This is a genomic window from Nesterenkonia alkaliphila, from assembly GCF_009758175.1.
In the GTDB taxonomy this organism is placed as follows: domain Bacteria; phylum Actinomycetota; class Actinomycetes; order Actinomycetales; family Micrococcaceae; genus Nesterenkonia; species Nesterenkonia alkaliphila.
Genome location: NZ_WRPM01000097.1, coordinates 66,258 through 91,295 on the forward strand (window position 1 = coordinate 66,258; position 25,038 = coordinate 91,295).

At 64.3% G+C, this 25,038-nt stretch carries 19 protein-coding genes; 8 read left to right on the top strand and 11 right to left on the bottom strand.

From position 1 onward, the window contains the following. Positions 1–4: 4 nt before the first annotated feature. The 5 genes from GNZ21_RS13505 to GNZ21_RS13525 form a co-directional block, all read right to left on the bottom strand. Positions 5–1,357 (bottom strand): GntP family permease, encoded by a 1,353-nt coding sequence (locus GNZ21_RS13505; RefSeq protein WP_157325206.1) that lies wholly within the window; start codon positions 1,355–1,357, stop codon positions 5–7. Further along, on the bottom strand, positions 1,357–1,626 hold the full coding sequence (locus GNZ21_RS13510; protein ID WP_157325208.1) for a DUF7218 family protein: 270 nt from the start codon (positions 1,624–1,626) through the stop codon (positions 1,357–1,359). The genes GNZ21_RS13505 and GNZ21_RS13510 overlap by 1 nt, the downstream gene beginning before the upstream one ends. 6 nt (positions 1,627–1,632) lie before the next feature. Then, positions 1,633–2,553: an SDR family oxidoreductase gene (locus tag GNZ21_RS13515; RefSeq protein ID WP_157325210.1), complete on the bottom strand. Its 921-nt coding sequence runs from the start codon at positions 2,551–2,553 to the stop codon at positions 1,633–1,635. 36 nt (positions 2,554–2,589) lie between these two features. After that, positions 2,590–3,777: an alcohol dehydrogenase catalytic domain-containing protein gene (locus GNZ21_RS13520; RefSeq protein WP_188503452.1), complete on the bottom strand. Its 1,188-nt coding sequence runs from the start codon at positions 3,775–3,777 to the stop codon at positions 2,590–2,592. 121 nt (positions 3,778–3,898) lie between these two features. Next, positions 3,899–4,273, bottom strand: a complete 375-nt coding sequence (locus GNZ21_RS13525; RefSeq protein WP_229659369.1) for a DUF3054 domain-containing protein — start codon at positions 4,271–4,273, stop codon at positions 3,899–3,901. A 136-nt stretch (positions 4,274–4,409) separates the two neighbouring features. Here GNZ21_RS13525 and GNZ21_RS13530 point away from each other — a divergent pair, with 136 nt between their 5' ends. From GNZ21_RS13530 to GNZ21_RS13545, 4 genes are all read left to right on the top strand, one after another. Further along, positions 4,410–5,291: a putative RNA methyltransferase gene (locus tag GNZ21_RS13530; RefSeq protein WP_157325214.1), complete on the top strand. Its 882-nt coding sequence runs from the start codon at positions 4,410–4,412 to the stop codon at positions 5,289–5,291. A 46-nt stretch (positions 5,292–5,337) separates the two neighbouring features. Further along, a complete protein-coding gene (locus GNZ21_RS13535) occupies positions 5,338–5,823 on the top strand; it encodes an NfeD family protein (protein ID WP_157325216.1) in 486 nt (161 codons plus the stop codon). Between the two features lie 39 nt (positions 5,824–5,862). Beyond that, positions 5,863–7,155 carry an SPFH domain-containing protein gene (locus GNZ21_RS13540; protein ID WP_157325218.1) on the top strand — a complete coding sequence of 431 codons (1,293 nt, stop codon included), beginning with the start codon at positions 5,863–5,865 and terminating at the stop codon, positions 7,153–7,155. 76 nt (positions 7,156–7,231) lie between these two features. Continuing rightward, on the top strand, positions 7,232–7,573 hold the full coding sequence (locus GNZ21_RS13545; RefSeq protein ID WP_157325220.1) for an RNA polymerase-binding protein RbpA: 342 nt from the start codon (positions 7,232–7,234) through the stop codon (positions 7,571–7,573). A 12-nt stretch (positions 7,574–7,585) separates the two neighbouring features. On the opposite strand, the gene GNZ21_RS13550 is transcribed toward GNZ21_RS13545, so the two are convergent. The 3 genes from GNZ21_RS13550 to GNZ21_RS13560 are packed head-to-tail and all read right to left on the bottom strand — an operon-like array spanning position 7,586 to position 12,406. Continuing rightward, positions 7,586–8,326, bottom strand: coding sequence for a polyprenol monophosphomannose synthase (locus GNZ21_RS13550; RefSeq protein WP_157325222.1), 741 nt, complete (start codon positions 8,324–8,326; stop codon positions 7,586–7,588). Positions 8,327–8,336: 10 nt separating this feature from the next. After that, positions 8,337–9,500: an amidohydrolase family protein gene (locus GNZ21_RS16410; RefSeq protein ID WP_157325224.1), complete on the bottom strand. Its 1,164-nt coding sequence runs from the start codon at positions 9,498–9,500 to the stop codon at positions 8,337–8,339. Further along, positions 9,497–12,406 (bottom strand): DEAD/DEAH box helicase, encoded by a 2,910-nt coding sequence (locus GNZ21_RS13560; protein WP_157325226.1) that lies wholly within the window; start codon positions 12,404–12,406, stop codon positions 9,497–9,499. Before GNZ21_RS13560 ends, GNZ21_RS16410 begins: the two co-directional genes overlap by 4 nt. Before the next feature lie 105 nt (positions 12,407–12,511). On the opposite strand from GNZ21_RS13560, the gene GNZ21_RS13565 reads away from it, so the two are divergent. From GNZ21_RS13565 to GNZ21_RS13575, 3 genes are all read left to right on the top strand, one after another. Further along, on the top strand, positions 12,512–13,756 hold the full coding sequence (locus GNZ21_RS13565) for an MFS transporter (RefSeq protein ID WP_188503451.1): 1,245 nt from the start codon (positions 12,512–12,514) through the stop codon (positions 13,754–13,756). 91 nt (positions 13,757–13,847) lie between these two features. After that, positions 13,848–15,206 (top strand): NADP-specific glutamate dehydrogenase, encoded by a 1,359-nt coding sequence (gene gdhA, locus GNZ21_RS13570; RefSeq protein WP_188503450.1) that lies wholly within the window; start codon positions 13,848–13,850, stop codon positions 15,204–15,206. 91 nt (positions 15,207–15,297) lie between these two features. Beyond that, positions 15,298–16,896: an HNH endonuclease gene (locus GNZ21_RS13575; RefSeq protein WP_157325228.1), complete on the top strand. Its 1,599-nt coding sequence runs from the start codon at positions 15,298–15,300 to the stop codon at positions 16,894–16,896. Here the strand turns inward: GNZ21_RS13575 and GNZ21_RS13580 are convergent, their stop codons facing one another. Then, on the bottom strand, positions 16,897–19,026 hold the full coding sequence (locus tag GNZ21_RS13580; RefSeq protein WP_188503449.1) for a carbohydrate binding domain-containing protein: 2,130 nt from the start codon (positions 19,024–19,026) through the stop codon (positions 16,897–16,899). A 515-nt stretch (positions 19,027–19,541) separates the two neighbouring features. Here GNZ21_RS13580 and GNZ21_RS13585 point away from each other — a divergent pair. After that, on the top strand, positions 19,542–22,202 hold the full coding sequence (locus GNZ21_RS13585) for an alpha-1,6-glucosidase domain-containing protein (RefSeq protein WP_229659368.1): 2,661 nt from the start codon (positions 19,542–19,544) through the stop codon (positions 22,200–22,202). Between the two features lie 28 nt (positions 22,203–22,230). On the opposite strand, the gene GNZ21_RS13590 is transcribed toward GNZ21_RS13585, so the two are convergent. Together GNZ21_RS13590 and GNZ21_RS13595 are read right to left on the bottom strand one after the other, a co-directional pair. Continuing rightward, a complete protein-coding gene (locus GNZ21_RS13590; RefSeq protein ID WP_188503463.1) occupies positions 22,231–23,247 on the bottom strand; it encodes a LacI family DNA-binding transcriptional regulator in 1,017 nt (338 codons plus the stop codon). 28 nt (positions 23,248–23,275) lie between these two features. Then, positions 23,276–24,952, bottom strand: a complete 1,677-nt coding sequence (locus GNZ21_RS13595; RefSeq protein ID WP_157325237.1) for a glycoside hydrolase family 13 protein — start codon at positions 24,950–24,952, stop codon at positions 23,276–23,278. Between the last annotated feature and the right edge of the window lie 86 nt (positions 24,953–25,038).

Below are 25,038 nucleotides of genomic sequence, written 5' to 3' on the forward strand. Positions count from 1 at the left end.
CTGCTCATAGGAGTGGAGTCATGGCCCAAACAGTGCCGAAAGCGACCACTGACAGGATGGTCTGCATCACCGACCAGGAGGCCAGCGTCTGCTTCTCCGTCAGGCCCAGATAGCGGTTCACCAGCCAGAACCCGGAATCGTTGACATGGGAGAAGATCACCGAACCAGCTCCCACCGCCACAACGATTGCGCCGATCATCGCGGGGGAGAAGTCCCCTCCCTCCACCATCGGCGCCACGATGGCGGCCGCGGTGACGGTGGCTACGGTGCTGGCACCCAGTGAAACGCGCAGCAGGGCCGCTGCCACAAAGGCGGTGAGAATCACCGGGATCCCAAGATCACCGAGTGTGTTCTCCAGGGCCTCGCCCACGCCGGACTGCTCCAGCACTTCGCCGAAGACCCCTCCAGCACCTGTGACAAGGATGATCAGCCCCACCGGCTCCAAGGCTTTGGAGGCGACCGTCTGGAGCTCTTCCCGGCCGAGCCCGTGCCGCATGCCGAGTACGTAGAAGGCCAGCAGCACCCCGATGATCAGCGCGACGATCGGATCTCCGACCAATGCGATGATCTGCGCCACCAGCTGGTCCTCATCCATCACCGCCTCGGCGACAGTGTTGCCCAGAATCAGCAGCAGCGGTACAGCCAGGATGCTCAAGATCATGCCGAAGCTCGGGGTGCTGTCCGAACTCGGCTGGTCTTCCTCCTCGTCATCGGAGTCACCCTCATCAGGTGCTCCCACTTGGATCCGGGCACCGATGAACTTACCGTAGAGCACCCCGCCCAGGATGACCGCCGGGATGCTGGCGACAATGCCCAGCAGGATCACCCAACCCAGGTCCGCGCCCAGTACCCCGGCTGCCGCGACCGGGCCGGGGGTGGGCGGGACCAGGCTGTGGGCGATGCTCGCTCCGGCCAGCAGTGGGATGGCCAGGGTGAGCAGGGCGACCTCGGCTCGGCGGGCCAGGGTATAGAGCAGCGGCATCAGCAGCACCAGCACCACGTCGAAGAAGACGGGTATTGCCACAATGAACCCGGTCAGGCCCAGTGATGAGGGCAGCCGCTTCTCCCCGAAGGATTCCACCAGGGTGTCCGCGATCTTCTCGGCTGCGCCGGTGACACGAAGCACCTGCCCGAACATCGCCCCCAGCCCGACGATGATCGCCACGAAGCCCAGGACTCCGCCCATTCCTTCCTCGACCACCTCGATGACATCCCCCAGCGGGACGCCGACCACCACGGCAGTCAGAATCGAGGTCACCAGCAGGGCTACGAAGGCGTGCAGCTTCAACCCCATAATGAGCAGGAAGAGCACCACCACGGCGCCGACTATTGAAAGCAGCAGGCCAATCGTAGACATCAGTGGTTGCGCAGGGCGTCGATGAGCTCGTCCTTTGTCATATCTGAGTAGCCGGTGAGATCGAGCTCTTTGGCACGGTCCTTCAGCTCTTCTACGGTCCAGTCCTCATACTGGGGAGAGCTTCCGCCCTTCTTGCCCTGGGCCGAGCGGCCCTCCCGGTTTGCCGAGTTGGCAATCCTGGCGGCCTTCTCCTTGGAGTAGCCCTGCTCATCGCGGAGCTTCTCGTAGAGCTCCTCGTCCTTCACACTCGATCGGTTCTGTTCAGCCATTGGAGATCATCCTCCTGTGAACGGTTTTCCACCGGTGACAGGTATCACTGCCCCTGAGGTGTAGCTGGCGTCCTCCGAGGCCAGGTAGACATAGGCCCCGGCGAGTTCGGCCGGCTGGCCGGCACGCTCCATGGGAGTGTCGGACCCGAAGCTCTCCACTTTGTCCTCGGGGAAGTTGGTGGCGGGGATCAGCGGAGTCCAGATGGGGCCTGGTGCCACCGCGTTGACCCGAATGCCTGCCGGGGTCAGCTCCTGGGCGAGCACCTCGGTGAACGCCACCTGAGCCGCCTTGGTCATCGCGTAGTCGAACAGTGGGGGAGCAGGCCCTGCAGCCTGGATTGAGGTGGTGGTAATGATGGCGCTGCCCGGGTTCAGGTGGGGGACGGCCGCCTTGGTGAGCGCGATATGGGAGATCAGATTGGTGTCGAAGACCCGCTGCACCTCTTCGATGGGGGTTTCATCGATCCCGCTGCGCTTGCGCTGGTAAGCGGCGTTGAGCACCAGAATGTCGAGCCCGCCCAGGTCCTCCAATGCGCGCTGCAGGACCGTCTCTGCGGCATCGGTTGCGCGCAGGTCTTGGGCATATGCGGCGGCGTTCTGACCGGCCTCGCGCACTAGCTTCAGGGTTGTCTCGGCGTCCTCCTGTTCCTCAGGAAGGTGCACGATCGCCACATCCGCGCCCTCCCGGGCGAAGGCGATGGCCACCGCGCGGCCGATCCCGGAGTCGCCTCCGGTGATCAGCGCCCTGCGGCCCTTCAGCTTCCCGGAGCCCACGTAGCTCTCCTCGCCGTGGTCCGGATCAGGGGCGGTCTGTGAGGTCAGCCCAGGCTGGCCGATATCCTCATGCGCCGGGAACTCATCCTGATGCTTGGCGCGTGGGTCCTGCTGGGTCTGGGGCTGCTGCGCCCCCTCGGGCGTCGTCGTCATTCTCTGCTCCTTTCTGGTTGGTTAAGTCGGTGTGGTTCAGGCGGTGGGGTCCAGGACGACCTTGATGCAGCCGTCCTCCTTCTTCTGGAACATCTCATAGGCGCTGGGCGCCTCGCTCAGGGGGAGGCGGTGGGTCACGAAGTCCTCCAGGCCCAGCGGATCATCGGAGTCCTCCACCAGGGGCAGGATCTCCTCCACCCAGCGCCGGACGTTCGCCTGGCCCATGGTGACCTGGATCTGCTTGTCGAAGAGGGTGAGCATGGGCAGGGGAGAGGCCTGACCACCGTAGACTCCGGAGAGGCTGAGCGTACCGCCGCGGCGCACCAGCTCGATACCGGTGTAGAGCGCGGCCAGCCGGTCCATCCCGGCCTTCTCCATGACCGGTTTGCCCAGCTTGTCGGGAAGGAACTGCACGGACCGCTGGGCGAATTTTGCCAGCCTCGACTGGGCATCGCCGTGTGCTTCCATGCCCACGGCGTCGATCACCGCATCGGGTCCGCGGCCTTGGGTGGCTTCTTTGATCTGACCCACCGAATCCTCTGTGCTGTCATAGACCACAGCCCCATGCCGGGCTGCCATCTCCCGCCGCTCGGGGACCGGGTCGATGGCGTAGACGGTCATACCCAGGTGCTGGGCGATGCGGGCGCAGAACTGGCCGATGGGTCCGAGTCCCAGTACTGCCACGGAGTCACCGGGGGAGCGCAGGGCGTAGGCCACGGCCTGCCAGGCGGTGGGAAGTACATCAGAGAGAAAGAGGTAGCGGTGATCCGGCAGCTCATCGCCGACCTTGATCGGCCCATAGTCGGCATGGGGGACACGCAGGTACTCGGCCTGCCCGCCCGGGACCGAGCCGTAAATCTCCGAGTAGCCGAAGAGCATGGCTCCGGAGCCCTGGGCGGTGACCTGAGTGGTCTCACACTGGGTCTGCAGACCCTGCTGGCAGAAGTAACAGTTGCCGCAGGCGATCTGGAAAGGCACCACCACCCGATCCCCGGGATGCAGATTGCTCTCCGGCCCGGCATCGACCACCCGGCCCATGGACTCATGACCCACGATGTCTCCGGGGCGCATAAAGGGCCCGAGAACCTCGTAGAGGTGAAGGTCTGAGCCGCAGATCGCGGTCGAGGTTACTTCAATGATAGCATCACTGGGCTCTTCAAGCCGCGGATCCGGGACATCCTCCACGGACATCTTGCGCGGGCCCTGCCATGTCACTGCCTTCACTGCGTCCTCCTTGAACGGTGGGTGACGCTTGCATTGGACAGTGCCAGAGTAACGACGCCAGCCTTGACGCCGCCTGGACATGGGCCTGAGGTTCAGCCAAAATTCCCAGATCAGACAGGGGTCACGCCCTTGTGGGGTGTGCAAGCAGGCGCAAGGTGATCAAGGCCGCCAGTCGTCTGCCCAGCAGCAGGAGGCACAGGGTGCCGGTGGCCACCAGCACAAAGGAGAACTGCGCGCCGCCATCAGTGAAGAGCTGACGCAGCAGCATGCCTACCACTACGGTGACCGCGAGCAGGATCACCCCATGGGGCCAGAGGCTGTGCGGACGGCGCCAGGAACCCGAGGCCGCCCAGCCCAGAGCCAGACCCACCAGGAACGGCCAGGCCGTGGAGATCAGATCGGCTGGGCTCAGTCCGGAGTCATGGGCCCGGTTGCCCAGTGCAGCAAAGACCAGCACCAAAGCAGCGTCGATGAGCAGGAAGGGGAGCGTGCGCACCGGTCCAGACTACAGGGCGAGATCCATAACCTGACATAATGCAGATTATCGGACTGGCGGCCAGAGCTGTCGCTATGCGTGGTCGCTCGGCTTTCTGCGCCGACACCTAGCCAGTGAAACAGATACTCTGAGCCAGATGAGATTCTCCTGGCCGGTACTGTGCCCACACTGCAGTGCGCTGCTGAGCCTGGAACACGATGAGCATCGGCTCCGTGCAGCAGTCTGCCCCGCCGGGCATCGCTTTGATGCCGCGCGCCAAGGTTATGTCAACCTCCTGGCCGGGCGCAGAGTCAAGTTCCGACCGGACACCGCGCCGATGATCATGGCCCGTGAGCGGGTTCAGCAAGCGGGCGTCTTCGCCCAGCTGAGCCAGGCACTGTGCACTGTGCTCATCGAGGAGCTCCAAAGTGAACTCCGCAGTTCCGCGCCGCTGATCCTGGACTGTGGGGCCGGCACCGGACATTATCTTCACCGACTGCTGCAGGACCATCCGCAGGCTCACGGCATCGCTGTGGACCTCTCCCCTGCCGGACTCAAGCGCGCTGCCAAGCACCCGCGCGCCCTGGCACTGACCTGGGATCTCTGGCAGCCGCTGCCGTTTCCCGATGCCACCGCAGACCTGCTGCTCAACATCTTCGCCCCACGGAATCCACCAGAGTACGCCCGCGCCCTGCGCCCACTGGGCCTGGTAGCCGTGGCCCTGCCCCGCCCGGATCATCTCCTTCAGCTCCGAGCAGCCGGACTGCTGGGCCAGCACCAGGAGAAGCGCGCCCAACTGATACAGCAGATGCAGCCCCAGTTCGGCGAGCCCCTCGCCCACCGCCGGCTCAGCAGTCAGATGCCGTGGAGCACTGACCTCGCTGCCGATCTGGTGCTCATGGGCCCCGCCGGCCACCACCTGGACCCGGTGGAAGTCCGTTCCCGTGCTGCTGCCCTACCGACCGGGCAGGTCACTGTAGACCTGGACCTGCTGCTCTGGCGAAAACCGGCAAGTGACCTGGACAGCACTTCCGGATAGGCTGGGTAGGAACATCGATGCAGGTCACAGCTGATGGGAGGTACTCATGATCGAGTGGTTCGGCGAGAACCTGTGGGCCGCCTGGCTGGCTCTGACCTTCGTGCTGGCCGTCATCGAGTCTTTCGTGCTGGATCTGATGTTCCTGATGCTGGCTGTCGGGGCACTGGCAGCGATGACGGTGTCCCTGGCCGGCGGTGAAGCTTGGCTGCAGGTGGTCATCGGCTCCGTCACCGCCCTGCTCATGCTCGGCGCCGTGCGCCCGGTGGCCCTCAAGCACCTCAAGAAGGGCCCCCAGGACCAACTCACCAATATTGACCGGATGCAGGGCCTGCATGCAGAGGCCCTGGAGACCGTCACCGAAACCTCAGGACTGGCCGAGGTGGACGGGGACACCTGGACGGCTCGGGCCGCTGGTGATTACCGGATTGAGCCCGGCGCCGCCGCGGTGGTCGAGTCCGTGGACGGCGCCACTGTCTACCTCAAGCCGGCACCAAGCATCGAGTGGAATGATTCACAAACCCGTGAAGCCTGAACTGATACAGACCGCAACCGAACAGGACGGATGGTCACCATGCCAGAAGTAGTTGTCATAGTCGTACTCCTTGCACTGGTCGCCTTTGTGGTGGTGGTGCTCGCCCAGAGTGTTCGCATCATCCCGCAGGCCCGCGCCGGCATCATCGAACGCCTGGGTAAGTACCAGCGCACCCAGGGGCCCGGACTGACCCTGCTGGTCCCGTTCATCGACCGGCTGCTGCCCATGCTGGATATGCGTGAGCAGGTGGTCAGCTTCCCGCCCCAGCCGGTGATCACCGAGGACAACCTGGTGGTCTCGATCGACACTGTGGTCTACTTCCAGATCACCGACCCCAAGGCCGCCACCTACGAGATCCAGAACTACATCGTTGCCGTGGAACAGCTGACCACCACCACCCTGCGCAATGTGGTCGGCGGTATGAACCTGGAGGAGGCACTGACCTCCCGCGACCAGATCAACTCCATGCTCCGCGGCGAGTTGGACAAGGTCACCGGCCGCTGGGGCATCCGGGTCGCCCGGGTGGAGCTGAAGGCCATCGATCCGCCGCACAGCATCCAGGACTCCATGGAGCAGCAGATGCGCGCCGAGCGCAACCGCCGTGCGGCCATCCTGACCGCAGAGGGAAATAAGCAGTCGGCCATCCTCAATGCTGAAGGTGACCGGCAGGCCGCGATTCTCGAAGCTGAGGGCCAGGCCCAGTCCCGGATCCTGGCCGCCAACGCTGAGGCCCAGGCTATTGAGACCGTGTTCAATGCTGTTCACGCCTCCGAGCCCAGCCCTGAGCTGCTCTCCTACCAGTACCTGCAGACTCTGCCGGAGATGGCTAAGTCCGAGTCCAACACGATGTTTGTGATCCCCGGTGAGTTCGGTGAGGCGCTCAAATCGCTCTCCGGAGCATTCGGCGGAAATAACGACGCCGCCCCGGGACAGTCATTCGAGGAGCGTGAGAAGGCCCTGGAGGCACGTGCCGAACGGTTGAAGAAGCGCCGCGAGCAGGAGCAGTCCTCCTCCGGCGGCCGGGGCAAGCCGTCCATCTCTAACGCCATCGCAGACCTGGCTGAATCCGCCCGGTCCACCTCCGTCACGGACGAGAACACCCATTACCTCAGCTCCAAGGAGCTCGAGGAGGAGGCCCGCAAGGCTGAGCACGGCAATGCCTCAGCAGCCGACGCACCGGTGCCCGGTCTGGAGGACTCCGATGAGGTGCTCAAACGAGTCGAGGAGAGCGCTCCCCCGGAGGCTGACACCGGCCTCGGCGATGCCCAGAACCCGCCGCACCCGCAGCAGGGTCCTGACCAGCAGGGCACCGAGGCGCCGAGGCAGGGCTGAGCCCGCCGGGAATACTCCGGCTGGGCCCGCTGTTGGCTATTCGGAACAGAACTGTCACCGTATCTAAGGAGCATCGATGAGCGACCGCAGCCTGCGCGGTATGCGCCTGGGCGCCCAGTCCATGGAGACTGAGTCCGGTGTTGAGCCGGCCCCCCGCCAGAACGTTGAGTACCTCTGCGAGGACGGCGAGAAGATCACCGTGACGTTCGCGGCAGATGCCGAGATCCCGGCCACCTGGACTTCAAACTCCGGAAAGGTCGGCGTACTCGCTGAGGGCGAGGTCCCCGAGGAGGAGCCGGAGAAGCCGGTGCGCACCCACTGGGACATGCTCCTGGAGCGGCGCAGCGAGAAGGAGCTTGAGGACATCCTCAAGGACCGGCTCAAGATCCTGCGCGAAAAGCGCGGCGAAAAGGTCTAGCCGCCGCGGGGACTAGCGCTGATAGGCCCTGGCCTTTTTGGCCAGGGCCTTTGCGCGTGCGCAGAGTCCCCATTTGGTGACATTAGCCACCGCTTCCAGCACGATTCCACTGCTCATCTTGGACTCCCCCAGGGTGCGCTCCACAAAGGTGATCGGCACCTCCTTGATGGTCTTGCCCTGGCGCGCCACCCGGAAGGTCATATCCACCTGGAAGCCGTAGCCCACTGATTCGATGGAGCTCAGGTCGATCTCCTCCAAGGTGCTGCGGCGGAAGACCCGGAACCCTGCGGTGATGTCCCGTACGCGCAGGCCCAGCATGGTCCGGGAGTAGAGGCTGCCGGCACGGGAGATCAGCTCACGGTGCAGCGGCCAGTTCACCACCGAGCCTCCGGCCACCCAACGGGAGCCGATCACCAGATCTGCGTAGTCGATCTCGCTGAGCAGATCAGGCAGCTGCTCAGGCTGGTGGGAGCCGTCAGCGTCAAGCTCCACAAAGGCGTCATAGTCCCGCTCCAGGCCCCAGCCGAAACCGGCGATATAGGCCCCGCCCAGGCCGTCCTTCTTCACCCGGTGCAGCACATGGATCTGCTCATCCGCAGCGGCCATCTGCTCGGCCAGATCGCCGGTGCCGTCGGGGCTGTTGTCATCAACAATCAGGACCTCGGACTCCGGCACCGCCGCCCGCAGCCGGTCCACTGTAGTGGGCAGGGCGTCAATCTCGTTGTAGGTGGGGATGATGGTCAGGATTTTCATGGCCACCAACCTACCCTCCGCGGATCACTGTGCTGACCAGCCGGGGCAGTGATTCCGTGGCCTGGTCGGCCTCCAAGAAGGGAAGCAGCGGGGTGCGGGCCCGCGTGTCCGTGCTCCAGGCGGAGACTGTGCTGTTGGGGGTCTGCACGGCCAGCGATTCCACCTCCCATACCGCAAATGTGGCCTCAGCGCCGGGGTTCAGCTGACCGGCCGAAGGCGCAGCCTGTGGCAGCGAACGGTAGGCACCCCGGGTCTGGGCATTGAATCCGGCGCGCACTGAGACCGGGTCCGCACTGTGATGAACATGACGCGAAATCAGCTGCCAGGGGTTCTCACCCTCCGCCGGTGCGGCGGCGGTGGGTACTCCAACACTGAGCGCAGTGCCCAGATGGCCGGGACCGGTCAGCAGCACATGGGCACCGGTGTTCAGCAGCTGCTCCCAATGGCTGCGCTCTGCGGAGTCGAAGCCCACCAGCACCGTAGGCGTGCCGGGATGGGGTGCCTGCTTCAGCTCACGCAGGTGCTTAGTGGTGGTGACCATGGCCTCCACTGCCACGCCCGGGTCAGCCGCACTGCAGTTCAGCAGCAGCTGGCGGCCGGCCTCCGAGCACCAGGAGCGGACACCGAGCAGGTTCGGCAGGACCTCCGGAAGGTCCAGGGACACGGCGGTACGGCGCAGGCAGGCGGCCTCTGCCGTCTCATCGGAGTCGAGAAACTCAGCCAAGTCCAGCAGCTCATTGACCGGGCTGATCGAAGGTGCTCCCCCGTCGGCTGCGAGCCCGTGCAGGGCAAGCACTGGCCAGACATCTGCTGGGCGCTCCGCAGCGGCCTGCAGGGCCTTGCGCAGCGCGTCTGCGCGGCTGGGCACCAAATCCGCCAGCTGCAGGTCCAGGCGCAGTCGCAGGGCGGTATAGCCCAACCCCCGCACCGCCACATTGAGCACCTCGGAGACAGTTCCTGGATCAGCCTGCTGCACAGTGAGCCCGACCAGACCAACGAACCCTGGAGCCACCAACCCCCGATCCAGGTCCTGGCTGCGCACACCTTCGCCTGCCAGCCGGGCAGCGGTCTCATCGGAGCCCAGCCAGGTCACCTGCCCCTGCTCCACCAGCATCGCCTCCGCGTACGGCTCCGCGGTGGAGTGGATAGTGCCGTTTGAGAGCATCAGTGTCATTGGTCCTCCTCGACGGACTGATAGGCCACCGAGGAGTAGGAGACCACTCCCCTGGCGATGAGATCCACTGCCTCCTGACAGCGGTTGGCAAATTTTGCGCTGGCAGTCGGCACTGCTGAGAGCTGGTCGAGCACATCGATGCATTGTTTGGCCCAGCGCACAAAGTCCCCAGCCGCCAGTGGAGACTCCTCCAGGGCTGCGCGCAGGCTGGCTCCAGAGGCCCAGTAGTACATCGGCAGACTCAGCCCCAGCTCCGGGGCGTCGGTGGGCTCCAGATGGTGCCGCTTCTCCAAGGTCTCAAGCTCAGTGTGCACCTCCAGGGCCGTGCGCACCGCCTGGGTCAGCTTCTTGGTGGGCATCTGCGGCATCGCCCCTTCGTCCTCCCGCTTGGCCTGGTAGACCAGCAGAGTGGAGAAAGCGGCCAGTTCCTCTGCGCTGAGCTGAGCGAGCACCCCACGCTCCATCAGCAGCTCGGTGAACAGGTCCCGCTCACCGTAGATCCGGCGCAGTCGCTGCCCGCGTTCGGTGACCAGGAACTCCTCGGCGTGGAACTCCTCGGGCAGCGGGGCGGCCTGGGGAACGTGCTCGGCCTCGGCAGCCTGCAGATGTCCCAGATCGAACAGCACCCCGCACACCCGGTCGAAGGTCTTGGCGATGGAGCCGGTCTTGCGGTCAATGCTGGCCTTGAGCTGCTCGGTCTCCCGGTGCAGCTTCCACCAGCGCTCGGCCCACCGGGCATGGTTCTCCCGGTCGCTGCAGGAGTGGCAGGGGTGCTTGCGCAGTGCCGACTCGAGGTTCTCCAGACTCTGCTCCCCGGCGTCGTCGTTCTCATACCCGAATCCGGGCTGCGGTGCGTTCTTCCTCGGCGGGGTGCGTTCGCGCAGGGCGCTGCGCATACTGGAGGCCAGGTCACGGCGGATCTTTGGCACTTTCACCTGGGGTTTGCGCGGCAGCCGGATACTGGCTGTCACCTCAGGGGGTTGGCTGAAGTCCTCCACGCTGATATTGCGCAGTCTGCCGTCCTCGGTGATCACTCCGGGCCGCGGGTCATGTTCGGGGGCGGTGTGCACCACCAGGCAGTGACCCAGACGACGCCGTCCCCCCACCTCGATCACATCACCGGGTTCCAGGGAGGCCAGCACCCGGATCACCTCCCGGCGGCGCTGCCTGTTGCGGGACTTGGCCTGGTCCTTCTGCTGCTCGTTGACAGCACGGCGCAGCTGGAAGTACTCCTGGAAGTCTCCCAGGTGGCAGGCCATGGACTCTTGGTACCCGCGCAGGGAGGACTCCCGCTTGGCCACATCCCGAGCCATCCCCACCACCCCGCGATCGGCCTGGAACTGGGCGAAGGAGGACTCCAGAATGGTCCGGGCTCGGCGGCGGCCGAACTGGGCGGTGAGGTTAACCGCCATGTTGTAGCTGGGGCTGAAGCTGGAGTTCAGCGGGTAGGTGCGCTTGGAGGCCAGTCCGGCCACCTGCCGGGGGTCCATCCCGGGCTGCCAGACCACCACGGCATGGCCCTCCACATCGATGCCGCGGCGCCCGGCCCGCCCGGTCAGCTGGGTGTACTCACCAGGGGTGATGTCCTGATGGGATTCCCCATCGAACTTGTCCAGCTTCTCCAACACCACCGTGCGGGCGGGCATATTGATGCCCAGGGCCAGGGTCTCGGTGGCGAAGACCACTTTGAGCAGACCCTCCGCGTAGAGGTTCTCCACCAGCTCCTTGAACGGGGGCAGCATTCCAGCATGGTGGGCCGCGATCCCGTTGATCAGTGCCTCGCGGAAGCTGTCGAAGCCCAGTACGGAGAGATCCTCCGCAGGCAGCTCCCAGCCCATCTCCTCCACCCGGGAGGCGATCTCTGCGGCCTCCCCTCTGCTGGTCAGCTGCAGGCCATGGTGCAGGCACTGCTCCACTGCGGCCTCGCACCCTGCCCTGGAGAAGATGAAGGCGATGCAGGGCAGCAGTCCGTCGCGGTCCAGGGCGCGGATCATCCGCGGCCGGCTGAGTCTGGGCGCCCCGCGCGGGGAGCCGGAGAGCCGGGAGACCTCCGCTGATCCGCTGCGATGGTTGGACCGGCCGTAGTCGCGGCGCTGGTCGCGCCTGCCCCGGCCCCGGCCACGGTGGCCTCCCGAGCGCCGCGAGACCGGCGCCTGGGCGTAGTGGGCAAGCCGCTGCAGCTCCGGGTTGACCAGAGTGTTGGTGGCGGCGTGGTCCTCCTGCTCGGTACTTACAAAAAGATCATGGAGCTGATAGTCCACCATCATGTGCTGCCAGAGCGGGACCGGGCGGTGCTCGGAGACCACCACGGCGGTCTCTCCCCGCACGGTGTCCAGCCAGGCGCCGAACTCCTCAGCGTTGGACACTGTGGCGGAGAGCGCGGCCAGCTGCACCGACTCCGGGAGGTGGATGATCACCTCCTCCCAAACGGCCCCGCGGAACCGGTCGGCCAGGTAGTGCACCTCGTCCATCACCACGAATCCCAGTTCAGCCAGCGTGGCGGAGTCCTGGTAGAGCATGTTCCGCAGCACTTCGGTGGTCATCACCACCACATCAGCCTCAGAGTTGATCGAGGTGTCTCCGGTCAGCAGCCCGACCCGCTCGGCGCCGTACTCCTGGCGCAGCTCCTGGAACTTCTGATTGCTCAATGCCTTGATCGGGGTGGTGTAGAAGGCCTTCTTGCCCTGGGCCAGGGCCAGGTGCACGGCGAACTCCCCCACGATGGTCTTCCCGGCCCCGGTGGGCGCGGCCACCAGGACGGCCTTGCCCGCCTCCAGATGGCGGCAGGCCTCCAGCTGGAACTCATCCAGGTCAAAGGCCTGCTGGGCCTTGAACATGCCGAGCTGGGTCTTGGCCTCAGCTGAGCGGCGGCGGGACTCTGCGTAGCGCTCGGCGGGTGTAGACATGACCCAAGCCTATCGGCCACAGCTCAGGTCCCGGCCCATGTCCACGCTGGGCTGACAGCTGGTCCGTTGCGCCGGGCAACTAACTGCGGAGTAGACTGATCAGCCGTGACCAGAACCACCGCCCAGCCCAGATTCCCATTCCGGGATGTGGTGCTCGGGGCGCTGATCCCCGCTTTCATCTTCAGCATCGGGATCGGTGCGCTGATTCCAATCATCGCGCCCTACAGTGTGGAGCGCGGTGCCACCTTGGCGGCCGCGGGCGTGGTAGCCGCGATGCTGCCGCTGGGGCAGATCCTGGCCGATCTTCCGGCAGGCCAGCTGGCGGCGAAGATCGGGGACCGCGCCGCGATGCTTGTCGCGGGCCTGGTGGCCGGGCTGGGCTTCCTGGCCGCGGCTCTGGCTCCCTCGGTGATCACACTGGCCGCCGCGGTGCTGCTGGTGGGCGCCTCCAATGCTGTCTTCCACCTGGCCCGGCACTCCTACCTCACGGAGGTCACCCCCGCCTTCCACCGCGCCACCGTGCTTTCCACTCTGGGCGGGGTGCACCGGATCGGGCAGTTTGTGGGCCCCTTCCTGGGCGCCGGGGTGATCCACCTCTTCGATACCCGGGCGGTGTTCTTCATCGCGGTGATCACCGCCTCAGCCGCCACGGTGACAGTCTGGCTGGCCCGGCCTACCAGTAGGAAGAACGACGACGCCGCCTCCTCGCCTGCCCAACAGGCCGCCACACCTAAGTTCTGGGCAGTGCTGCACGCCCACCGCGGGATGCTGGCCAGGCTCGGTGCAGTGGGAATGCTGGTGGGGGCGATCCGCGGGGCCCGCCAGCAGGTGATTCCGCTCTGGGGCCAGTACATCGAGTTGGACCCCACCACCATCTCGCTGCTCTTCGGCTTGGCCGGGGGCATCGATATGCTGCTGTTCTACCCAGCCGGGAAAGTCATGGACAAGCTGGGCCGGCTGTGGGTCGGCGTACCGGCGATGACGGTATTGGGCCTGGCGATGGCCGCTGTCCCGGTCACCTCCACCGCATCCGGTCTGGCGGTGGTGGCGGTGCTGCTGGGCTTTGCCAACGGCTGCGGCTCCGGGATCATGATGACTATCTCCTCGGATATCGCTCCGCCTCAGGCGCGCCCGCAGTTCCTCGGTGCCTGGCGTCTGCTCACGGATATCGGCCTGGGCGCCGGCCCGCTGATCCTCTCTGCCGGTGCGGCCCTGGGGTCGTTGGCGGTGGGGATCTGGGCGGCTTCGCTGATCGGCCCGTTGGGGGCCGCCGGGATGCAGCGGTGGCTGCCGCGGTACTCTGACCATGCCAACCGCACCACGCGGCGTCGTGCTGGTCTAATCGACTAATTCTGTCTCAGCATCTGATACGGCACGGACCCGGATCGGCTCAGCAGATAGCATGTTTCCACATTGTGGAAACTGACCGGAGAGGAATTGCGTGAGCCCCAGCACCCAGCGGATCGAGAAGGTCTACGAGCAAGTCATCAGCCGCAACCCGGGCGAGTCCGAGTTCCACCAGGCTGTCCGGGAGGTCTTCGACTCGCTGCCGCAGGTGCTCTCCCGCCATCCCGAGTACGTGGAGGCCTCCATCCTGGAGCGGATCTGCGAACCGGAGCGGCAGATCATCTTCCGGGTCCCCTGGACCGATGATCAGGGCAACGTCCACATCAGCCGCGGTTTCCGGGTGCAGTACAACTCGGCGCTGGGCCCGTACAAGGGCGGGCTGCGCTTCCACCCCAGCGTGCTGCTGGGCACGGTGAAGTTCCTGGGCTTCGAGCAGATCTTCAAGAACGCGCTGACCGGCCTGCCCATCGGCGGCGGCAAGGGCGGCAGCGACTTCGACCCCAAGGGACGCAGCGATGCCGAGATCATGCGGTTCTGCCAGTCGTTCATGACCGAGGCCTACCGGCACCTGGGCGACCGGGTCGATGTGCCCGCCGGCGATATCGGGGTCGGCCGCCGGGAGATCGGCTACCTCTTCGGCCAGTACAAGCGGATCACCAACCGCTATGAGTCCGGTGTGCTCACCGGCAAGGGCATCACCTGGGGCGGATCCCTGGTGCGCACCGAGGCCACCGGCTACGGCACGGTGTACTTCACCCAGCATATGCTCGCCACCCAGGGCAGCTCCTTCGACGGGGCCAAAGTGCTGGTCTCGGGCTCGGGCAACGTGGCCATCTACGCGATCGAGAAGGTCGCCGAGCTCGGCGGCACCGTCGTGGGCGCCTCCGACACTGCCGGCAGCGTCTACGACCCCGAAGGCATCGACCTGGATCTGCTGCGGGAGGTCAAGGAGGTCCGCCGCGGCCGGATCAGCGAGTACGCCGAGGCCCGGCCCTCAGCCCAGTACCTGGAGGGCAGGCGGGTGTGGGCGGTGGCCGAGCGCACGCCGGTGGACGTGGCCCTGCCCTGCGCCACCCAGAATGAACTCACCGCGGACGACGCCGCCGCACTCATCTCAGCAGGGGTCAGGGCAGTGGCTGAGGGAGCCAATATGCCCACCACCCCGGAGGCCATCCGGCAGCTGCGGGAGGCTGAGGTGCTCTTCGGCCCGGGCAAGGCGGCCAATGCAGGCGGGGTCGCCACCTCGGCCCTGGAGATGCAGCAGAACGCCATCCGGGACTCCTGGAGCTTCGACTACACCGAGCAGCGGCTCTCCGAGATCATGGAGAACATCCACGCCCGCTGCGCCGACACCGCTGAGGAGTACGGAGTGCCCGGCGACTACGTGGTGGGGGCCAATATCGCCGGGTTCACCCAGGTTGCCGACGCCATGATCGCCCAGGGCGTGATCTGATTCTGCACCGCTCCGGACTCTGACCGGCAGCTGGGCCGGGGCCTGTCCAACGGACATTTTTGATGTCCGTGCCCGCTGCTAGATTCGGAGTATGACGCAGAACACACCAGTGGCTTGGGGAAGCTTCCGTCGCCGCGGCGGGGCGGAACAGGAGAGTGCGCACAGCAGCGCCGTGCCGCCTCTGGGTGACTGCCTTCCTACGATGGACGATCCGGCAAGTGCCCGGCTGCGCGGCTGGGCAGTGGCCGCCCGGCGGGCTGAGCATGAAGCCGTGCAGGGGCTTTTGGACTACGTCGAGAGCTTTCAGGATTCCGAGCGCTGGCGCACCGGTGAACTCGTCCCAAGGGCGGAGCAGCACCGGCGTTACCGGGAGGTGGAGGCCACAGCCAAGGACGCTGCCATCACCTATGCGTCCCAGGCACTGGGCTGGTCTGAATACCGTACCGAGAAGACCTATCAGGATGCCGCGCTCGTCAGGGAGGAGCTGCCCACGGTCTGGGAGTTCTTCACCAGCCTGCGCATCACGACCTTGGCGCTGGCCAAGATCGCCACCGCGGCCAGACGCCTGCATGAGACTGCTCCGGAGAAGCTTCTCCGGCTGGATGCGGAAGTCCCCGCTGTTGCGGCACGGATGCGGCCCCGGCAGCTCGAGGCCTGGCTCGGCCGGTTCACTGCTGTTGAAGATCCACAGAGCCACGCAGAGGAATGCGCCCGCAATACAGCGCAGCGGTTCGTCAGCGTCCGCCCCTGTGAAGACCTTGAGGGCATGAGCGTGTTAACGGCCCGGCTGCCGACTCTGGTGGCGGAGGCTGTCAGCCGCCGGCTCGCCGCCGTCGCACGATCCCATACACAGCGGATTCCGCACAATGTAGTGAGCGCAGCATTGGCCGAGCCGAAGCTGGCCGGCCGCCGGCCAGAGGCCCCGGGACCGGTCCTCGGCAGCTTCGGCCAGGAGCTCTATGACACCTCGGAGCCGGTCCCGAGCGACCTTTTCGGGGCAGACCAGATGTCATACGAAGCCGAACAGTGGTCACTGGCACCCCAGTTGGCCGAGTCGTACCAGGAGGGCGACACCCGGACGCTGGCCCAGCGGGAAGCTGATCTGCTGGCTGCCTGGATTCTCGGTGGAGCGGCACCTGATGGGCACACAGCGTTCGAGGCCCAGATCGGTCTGCTGGTGCCGATCGAGACCCTTACCGAGGATGCTCAGCGACCGGGCATCACGGCCAACCGGCAGGCAGCGGTCCCCGCTCCGGTCGTCCGGTACTTGGCTCGGAGCCCAAATATCCGCCGACGATGGCACTGCATGTACATCACCGATGAGCCGCTTCCGCCCGAACAGGCACCTGGAGAGCACTTCTACGGACCGACTGGGGTGGAGTTCAACATCGCCGCAGCCTCCTACTCCGGGTATCAGGTTCCAAAATTGCTGCGCGAGCACATCATCCTGCGTGACGGAACCTGCTGCGCCGGGGGTTGCCACCTGCCCGCTGAGCGTGGGGACATCGACCACCGGATCTCCTGGCCGGCGGGGCCGACCTCCGCAGCGAACCTGAGAGCCTTATGCCGCAAGCACCACAACATCAAAACCCAAGGATTCACCCTGACCACAGTGGAGAATCCGCAGCGCCGGCTGCCCCGCGCCGCCCTTTGGCCGCCGCCGGCCTCCGACTACGGCGCCGCCGCGTAGTCAGGGGCGGCCAGCACGACCTTTGCGGTAGAGCAGGGCAACTGCGCCGGCAGCGATGAGAAGCACGGCGATAATCACGACGGCAGTCCCCCTGAATCCAGTAGCGGCAAGATCCCTTTCCTCTCCGTCCGCAGTGGCCTGATCACTGCCGTCACTGGTTGGGTCCGGAGTACCTGCGTGCTCAGTTGGTACGGGAGTTTCTCCAAGATCCCCATCATCTCCAGCTGGATCCTCGATCGACGGCTCAGTAGGGTCGGGGGTTTCATCTGGGCTCGGCGATGCCGACTCTTCCTCGCAGGGGTCGCCTGCGGTCAACTCACCACCTGACAGCTGATGCACTCCTGCCGGAATCGTATAGTCCTGGCCCTCATTGTTGTCCCAGTCCTCCCGGCCGTCATTCAGTGCGGCCGTAATGGATTCCGCCCCATCGAGGTGAATCTCTGTGACGAACCAACCCTCGCAGGCTTCTGCCATGGGCACACCCGGAACGTCTGTCCATTCTCCATCACCCACCTGGAAGTGGATGTTCGGGGACTCCCACTCGGTGGCGTAGAAGAGCACCAGGTCAGCGTCTCCTTCTGGCTCAGGCGTCTCCTCCTCACAAGGGTTCCCGCGGTGCAGCTCACCATCGGCCAGGTACGTCTCACCAGGGCCGAATACGTAGTTGCTGTCATTATTGTTGTCCCAGGAGTCACTCCCGTCGTTGAAAGCTGCCGTGACTGTTCGCTCAGTCCCGAGATCGAGGTTAATCACGGCCCACCCCTCACAGGCATCTTCCATAGGGATGCCAGGCACCTCGGTCCACTCCGCACTGCCTATCTGATAGTGAATATGAGGATTCTCCCATTCAGCGGGATAGTAGATAGAGGCGCGCCTGTGCGGATCTGCGGGGTTCACTGTGGGCTCCTCCCCTGTTCCAGCCATGGCCCCGACATGCAGAGCGACGGCTGAATCCGGGCCCACAGTGGCATTGAACGTTCCGTCTTCAGCCACAGTGATCGTTTCCGCCGCACAGCCGGTGTCGGTCGGGGGCCCCAGATAGACATTGCAGTACTCACCTGCGGGAAGATCCGACTGCCAGGTCTCTTCCACGGAGCTGGTTCCGCGGTTCAGCACCAGGTGGCCGCTGTCACCACGGCTGAACCCGATGGCGTCGCTGTCATTAGTCCATTGGTTGGTCACCCCCGCGTCCCCCACCGCGTTTCGAAAATCAACCATCCCCGTAATGGAGGTGCGGGCATGCATACAGGTCCACGTGCCCTCACCGCAGCTGGGGTCGGCTACGGTTCCATCACTGTTGAGCGGAGGAGCGTCGTCAAACCCCTCGAACTGGTATCCAGAGTGGACTGCGGGGCTGCCGTACGGCCAGGCGAGGGTGAACGCTTGAGCCAGCTCGTAGATCTCGCCATCCTTATAGCTGAGAGTCTCACCGTTGCGCTCCGTGTCATGGTTGTCGACAAAGGTGCCGGCGGAGTCGGATGCGATGAATCCGTCCCAGGTTTCCCCGATCCCCTGCCCCTCTAGGAGCCAGGCCAGGTCACCGGCTTGGAACGCCTGCCTCAGAGTGCGGCCATAGGTGAATTCGTGGACATCCCCCAGGTGCTGATACTCCTCAGGCTCAATGGGCTCGCCGTATCCCCGGATGACCTCTTGAACGATATACACATCATCCAGTCCCTGTGTTCGGCTGAAGATACCCTCAAGGTCCTCTGAAGCAATGTGCTTGACTGCATCCACCCTGAACCCAGTCACACCGATGCTGATGAAGTCCTCCAAGTGGGCAGCAATAGTCTCTTGGACAGCCTCGGAGCTGGTGTACAAGTCGGCCAGTCCAAGCAGGTCGCATTCCTGCACCTCCCAGCGATTGCTGTAATCCTGTATCTCGCACCCGTGATTATGGAAGTCCTCCGGACCGTAGGTGCCGGGATAGTCCGTGTGGGTAAACTCCGTCCCAGCCCATCCGGTTCCCTCCTGCTGGCCGGTCATATGGTTGATCACGACGTCGGCAATGACCTCGACCCCTGCCTCGTTGCAGGTCTGGACCATTGTTTCGAACTCTTCGCGTGACCCCAGTCGCGACTCCAGTTGGTAGCTGACCGGCTGGTAGTGGACCCACCATTCATCTCCCATAATGTGCTCCTGCACCGGTGAGGTCTGCACATAGCGATAGCCGGCCGGACCCAGTGTATGGACACATTCTTCAGCAATAGCATCCCAGGGCCATTGGAAGAGAACTGCTGTGGTGTCACCCTCCGTCTGCGCAGGGACAATATCGGCCTCCGCCGGAGCATCAGAGGATACGACGAAGGACCCGCCGATGAGACAACTCGCGGCTGCAGTTGCGAACACTGTCCGGAAGCGCTTCCACTTTTCCTGGCTCGACCATCTTGAGTTCAGATTAACGCCCCTCATGACATTCCTCTCGCTAGTGATGCGGCATGAACACTGTTATTCTCGGAAAGGTTTGGAATCCCTTTGCGCATGCTGGTCGAAACTTCTCCGCAAGGCTTGCTTCACAACATAACACTGTGTGACACTTCTCACAAGCAAATATGCAAGCGCTTCCACAATGATTGTCGAATCGAGGATGAGCAAGGGAAATGAGACTGTTCAGTCCACCGCGTAGAAAGTTCTGGGGGTTAGGGATGGCTGCGATCTTGGCGATCACCGGATGTAGCCCTTCTGAAGGTGGCGCAGGGAGCGATTCAGAAGAAGATGGATCGCCAGAGTCTGTTGACCTAGACATTTCGGTGGAAGACCGCCGGGCGATTTGGTTGGACGCTAGGACGATTGCCCTCGATGAGGAGAGCAGCAGGGATCGCGACCTCGAGCTGGTAGTCGGTGGTACTCAGGCATATCCACTCGCTCCGGAGGGAGTATTGGAGGCGGGGCAGGTGGCAGAGAGCCAACGCTATGCCGGATACCAGACGTTCACCGTTCCAGAGAGCCTGGATCCTCAGGCGGCCCTCCGAGAATCGCTGGCTGTCGTGGACAGGGAAGACGAAACCACGGAGTTCGCCACAGGAGTTCAGGCGGGGCCTGTACTCGACGATCTGTACGCCTCCGCCGTGGAAACTGACCTCGGCCTCCTCTGGGAAGACGGCATTCCCACTTTCGCTGTGTGGGCCCCCACTGCTCATCAGGTTGAACTGGAGATCTACGAGACGCCGGAAAGTGATCCGACGGCCCATGAGATGGATTACGACCCTGCCACTGGGATCTGGACGCTTCAGGGCGATTCCGGGTGGGACAGGCTCTACTACACCTACCGGGTGGAAGTATGGCACCCGGATAGCCAACAGACTGAGACTTACTCTGTGACGGATCCCTATTCAGTCTCCCTAACAGCTGACTCTACCCGCAGCCAGATCGTGAATCTTGATGATGACGATCTCGCTCCTGAAGGGTGGGAGGAACTTGTGCGCCCTGAGCCTGTCGACCCGGCGGCTGTCCATATCTGGGAGGTTCACGTTCGAGACTTTTCCGTGGCCGACAACAGCATGCCGGAGGAGCTTCGAGGCACATATCGGGCATTCGGTGAGAATGAGTCGAGTGCGGTGCAGCATCTGATCGACCTCTCCGATGCTGGTATTACCCATGTCCATCTGTTGCCTACATATGACATCGCAACCATTCCTGGGGTGGATGCTGCTGAGTCGGACTGTGATCTCGCCAGTTTTGAGCATGATTCTCCGGAGCAGCAGGAGTGCATCGCTGAGGTCAGAGAGCAGGATGCCTATAACTGGGGCTACGATCCGTTCCATTTCAACGTGCCGGAAGGGTCCTACTCCACCGAACCGGAGGGTGTGGAGCGCATCATCGAGTACCGGGAGATGGTGATGGCGCTCAATGAGCTCGACCTGAGAGTAGTCAACGACGTCGTCTACAACCACACCCATGCCTCGGGAACCGGGGAGAAGTCGGTCTTCGATCGAATAGTCCCCGGCTACTATCACCGCTACGATCCCGAGGGAGAGATTGAGCGCTCCACCTGCTGCGAGAACACGGCTCCTGAGCGGGTGATGTTCGACAAATTTGTGGTGGAGTCCGTGGAACTCTGGGCGGAGGCGTATCAGGTGGACGGGTTCCGCTTCGACCTGATGGGCCACCATCCGAAGGAAAACATTCTCGCTGTTCAAGAGGCGTTGGAGAACATCGCCCCGGGGATCCTGATCTACGGTGAGGGGTGGGAGTTCGGCGAGGTGGAGAATGATGCACTCTTCGAGCAGGCTTCTCAGTCCAATATGGGCGGGACCGATATCGGAACCTTCAACGACCGCATGCGTGATGCCGCCCATGGTGGTGGACCCTTCGACGAAGACCCCCGCAGCCAAGGCTTCGGCACCGGCCTGCTCAGCCAGCCCAATGCTGCAGATATCGACGGGGATGAGGAGGAGCAGCTCAGAGAACTGCTGCATGCGGGAGACCTGGTAAAAATGGGACTCGTAGGAAACCTCGCTGATTACAGCTTCATCGCTTCTGACGGTCAGCAGACAACCGGTGCTGACCTCGACTACAACGGGGCACCTGCGGGGTACGCCGAGCAGCCGGGTGAGACGGTCAACTATGTGGATGCCCACGACAATGAGATTCTCTTCGACATCCTGGCCTATAAGCTCAACCATGAGGTATCAGGCGAGGACCGCGCCCGGATGCAGATCTTCAACCTGTCACTGGCAACCCTGAGTCAGGGCAGCGGGTTCTACACCGCGGGCACAGAGCTGATGCGATCGAAGTCGTTGGACCGGGATTCCTACGATTCCGGCGACTGGTTCAACGCTATTCGTTGGAATTGCGGGGCAAGCGACGAGTTCGGGCCCTCGACAAACGGATTCGGCGCGGGACTGCCCCCCGCCTGGACGACAGAGGAAAAGTGGCCCTATGCCGAGGAGACGCTCAACGCAGTTGAGGCCCCCAGCTGTGAAGATATCGAGTTCAGCAAGGACAGGTTCTTAGAGCAACTACGGATTGCGAACTCCACCCAGGCGTTCAGTCTTGGGTCAGCCGAGGAAGTGCAGCAACGGGTCAGCTTCCCGCTCTCCGGGGAGAACGAGACTCCCGGTGTCATCACCATGGTGATCGATATGCGTGGCCTGGATGATGCCTTTGAAGAGGTGGTAGTGGTCTTCAACGGAACTGACGAAGTGGTGGAACAGTCCGTCGAGGACCTCAGCGGAACCTCACTCGAGCTGCATCCCGTGCTTCAGGAGTCCGTCGACCCGGTTTTCGCTGGGGCAGAATTCGACGAATCGACTGGCACTGTGACAGCCCCGGCGCGCTCCGCCACAGTATTCGTCAGTGAGTAGCAAGCCCATCCTGCTGAAGTCGAGCCGCTCAGAATGGTTCGACTTCAGCAGGGGCGGCGGTGCTGGAACGGACGACGAGTTCGAAGGGTAGGTCTGAGTCTCCGTTGCCCTGGCCGTCCACCCGGCCCAGGATGTGCTCGGCCGCCGTGCGGCCCTGGCCGACCGGATGCTGGTCCACAGTGGTCAGGCCGAAGAGCCCGCCGAGTTCATGGCCATCCACGCCCACTACTGAGACCTGCTGCGGAATCTGCACGCCAAGGTCCTTGGCTGCCAGCATCACGCCGATGGCCATCTCGTCTGAGGCAGCCACCAGACCGGTGAATGAGGCCCCGGGGGTGCCGAAGAGCTGCTTGGCCGCACGGTAGCCGCCGGGGATAGTGAAGTCTGCGACCCCGGCGGGTGAATCTGCGGGGTCGAGCCCGTAGGCCTCCACTGCCTGGTCGAACCCCTCCCGGCGCTGAGTGGGCACATGGTAGTCCACATCGAAGGCATGGTCACCGCCGATATAGCCGATCTTCCGATGCCCCAGGGTCAGCAGGTGCTCAGCGGCCAGCCGGGTGACCCCCTGGTCATCGATGGCCATGCCCGGAAGCGCCCGGGGGCGGCCGCCCAGCACGATCACCGGCAGTCCCAGGCTCCCCAGCTGCTCGGTCTCCCACTCGTCCAGCTCCAGAGCCACCACAATCACGCCGTCGACCCGCCTCCTGCGGAGGAAGGCCCGGAAGATCTCCCGCCGCAGCTGTGGGTCATTGGTGACGTTGTAGAGGGTCAGGTCGTACCCTGCTCTGGTGAGAGTGTCGGAAATGCCGGACAGCACGGAGTTGAAGAACCAGCGGTGCAGGTCCGGAGCCATCACTCCGATGCTCCGGCTGCGCCCGGAGGCCAGGGAGGATGCCGCAGAGGAGACGACGTAGCCCAGAGACTCAGCTGCCTCATTGACCTTCTGCCGGGTGGCCGGGGAGACGTGCCCCCTCCCGCTCAGGGCACGGGAGGCTGTGGCCGAGGAGACTCCCGCGGCACGGGCGACCTCATCCAGACTGACCACTGCGCCCCTCTCATACAACGCCGAACGCCTACTGCCTCAACCATACTGTGGTATCAGTCCCAAGCCGCCCATTCTCCAGCGGCGCGCTGGCGATCAGCAGCTCAGCCTCCCGCGGAAGCTCCAACGGGGAGGCGCTGATATTGGCGATGATGGTCGTTGCTGAGTTCCGGAACGCTAAGACTCCCCTGTCGTATCCGTCCAACCACTCCAACTGTCCGGCGCCCAGACCGAGTTCCCGGCGCAGTCGAAGCAGCTGCTGATACAGGTGAAGCGTGGAGGCCGGATCAGCCTGTTGGGCATCACGGGCGAGCTGCTGCCAGCGCTGCGGCTGAGGCAACCAGGACTTTCCGGTGGGGCTGAACCCGAAAGCTGGGGACTCAGCCGCCCAGGGTATCGGCACCCGGCAGCCGTCCCGGCCATACTTCTGCCCCTGGGTGCGGAACCAGGTCGGGTCTTGCCGGGCCTCATCGGGCAGATCGTGCACCTCGTCCAGGCCCAGCTCTTCACCTTGGTAGATATAGGAGGAGCCGGGCAGCGCCAGCATCAGCGCTGTGGCGGACTGAGCGCGCCGCACTGCGTCCCGGTGGTCGGGAATTCCGGGGAAGTCTGGGCCGATTCCTGTTCCCTGGGGGTTCTCCTCCGTGAGGGAGAGCCGCGTGGCGTGGCGGACGACATCGTGATTGGAAAGCACCCAGGTGCTGGGGGCACCCACTGCAGTGAACGCGGAGATGGACCGGTCGATGATGTCTCTCAGCTCCCCGGCCTCCCAGGGGGCCAGCAGGTACTCGAAGTTGAAGGTCTGATGCATCTCATCAGGCCGAACCCATTGGGCCATCGACTCCACCGAAGAGACCCAGGCCTCTCCGCACAGCGCCCGGTCCCCGTCATACTCCTCTAAAACTCTGCGCCAGTCCCGGTAGACCTCATGCACACCGGGCTGCTCGAAGTAGGGTGCCGGAGTCTGCTCCCCGCCCATGGAGGCCGCTTCCGGATCAGGTGTGTAGTCGGGAAACTCCTGGTCCTTGACCAAGCCATGAGCCACATCCACCCGGAAGCCGTCCACTCCCCGGTCGAGCCAGAATCGCAGGATGCGGCGGAACTCCTCCTTGACCTCCTCATTGGACCAATCAAAGTCTGGCTGGGAGGAGTCGAAGAGGTGGAGGTACCACTGGCCGGGGTGTCCGTCCGGCTCAGTGATCCGGGTCCAGGCGGGTCCGCCGAAGATCGACTGCCAATTGTTGGGCGGAAGTTCGCCGTTCTCCCCTTTGCCGTCACGGAAGATGTAGCGGCCTCGCTCTCGGCTGCCGGGTGCAGCTTTCAGGGCCTGTTGGAACCACTCATGCTGGTCGGAGGAATGGTTCGGCACCAGGTCGACGATCACCCGGATGCCCCGGGCGTGGGCTGCGGCGAGCAGTCGGTCGAAGTCCGCCAGGGTGCCGAAGATCGGGTCCACATCGCAGTAGTCGGCAACGTCGTAGCCGGCATCCTTCTGCGGGGAGGTCATGAAGGGGCTGAGCCAGACCGCATCGACGCCCAGCTCCTGCAGCTCGTCCAGCCGTGCGGTGATTCCGGGCAGGTCGCCCAGCCCGTCGCCGTTGAAGTCGGCGAAGGAGCGCGGGTAGATCTGGTAGATCACCGCACTGCGCCACCACTCCCGACCAGCTGTGGACACTTGTTCGTGATGCACGTCATGGTGTGAGGTCATGGGGTCACCCTATATGGAAGCGATTCCATATGCCACTACCGGAGAAACGCGAGATGGTGACTAGTTGCGTGGGTCACACTTTCCAG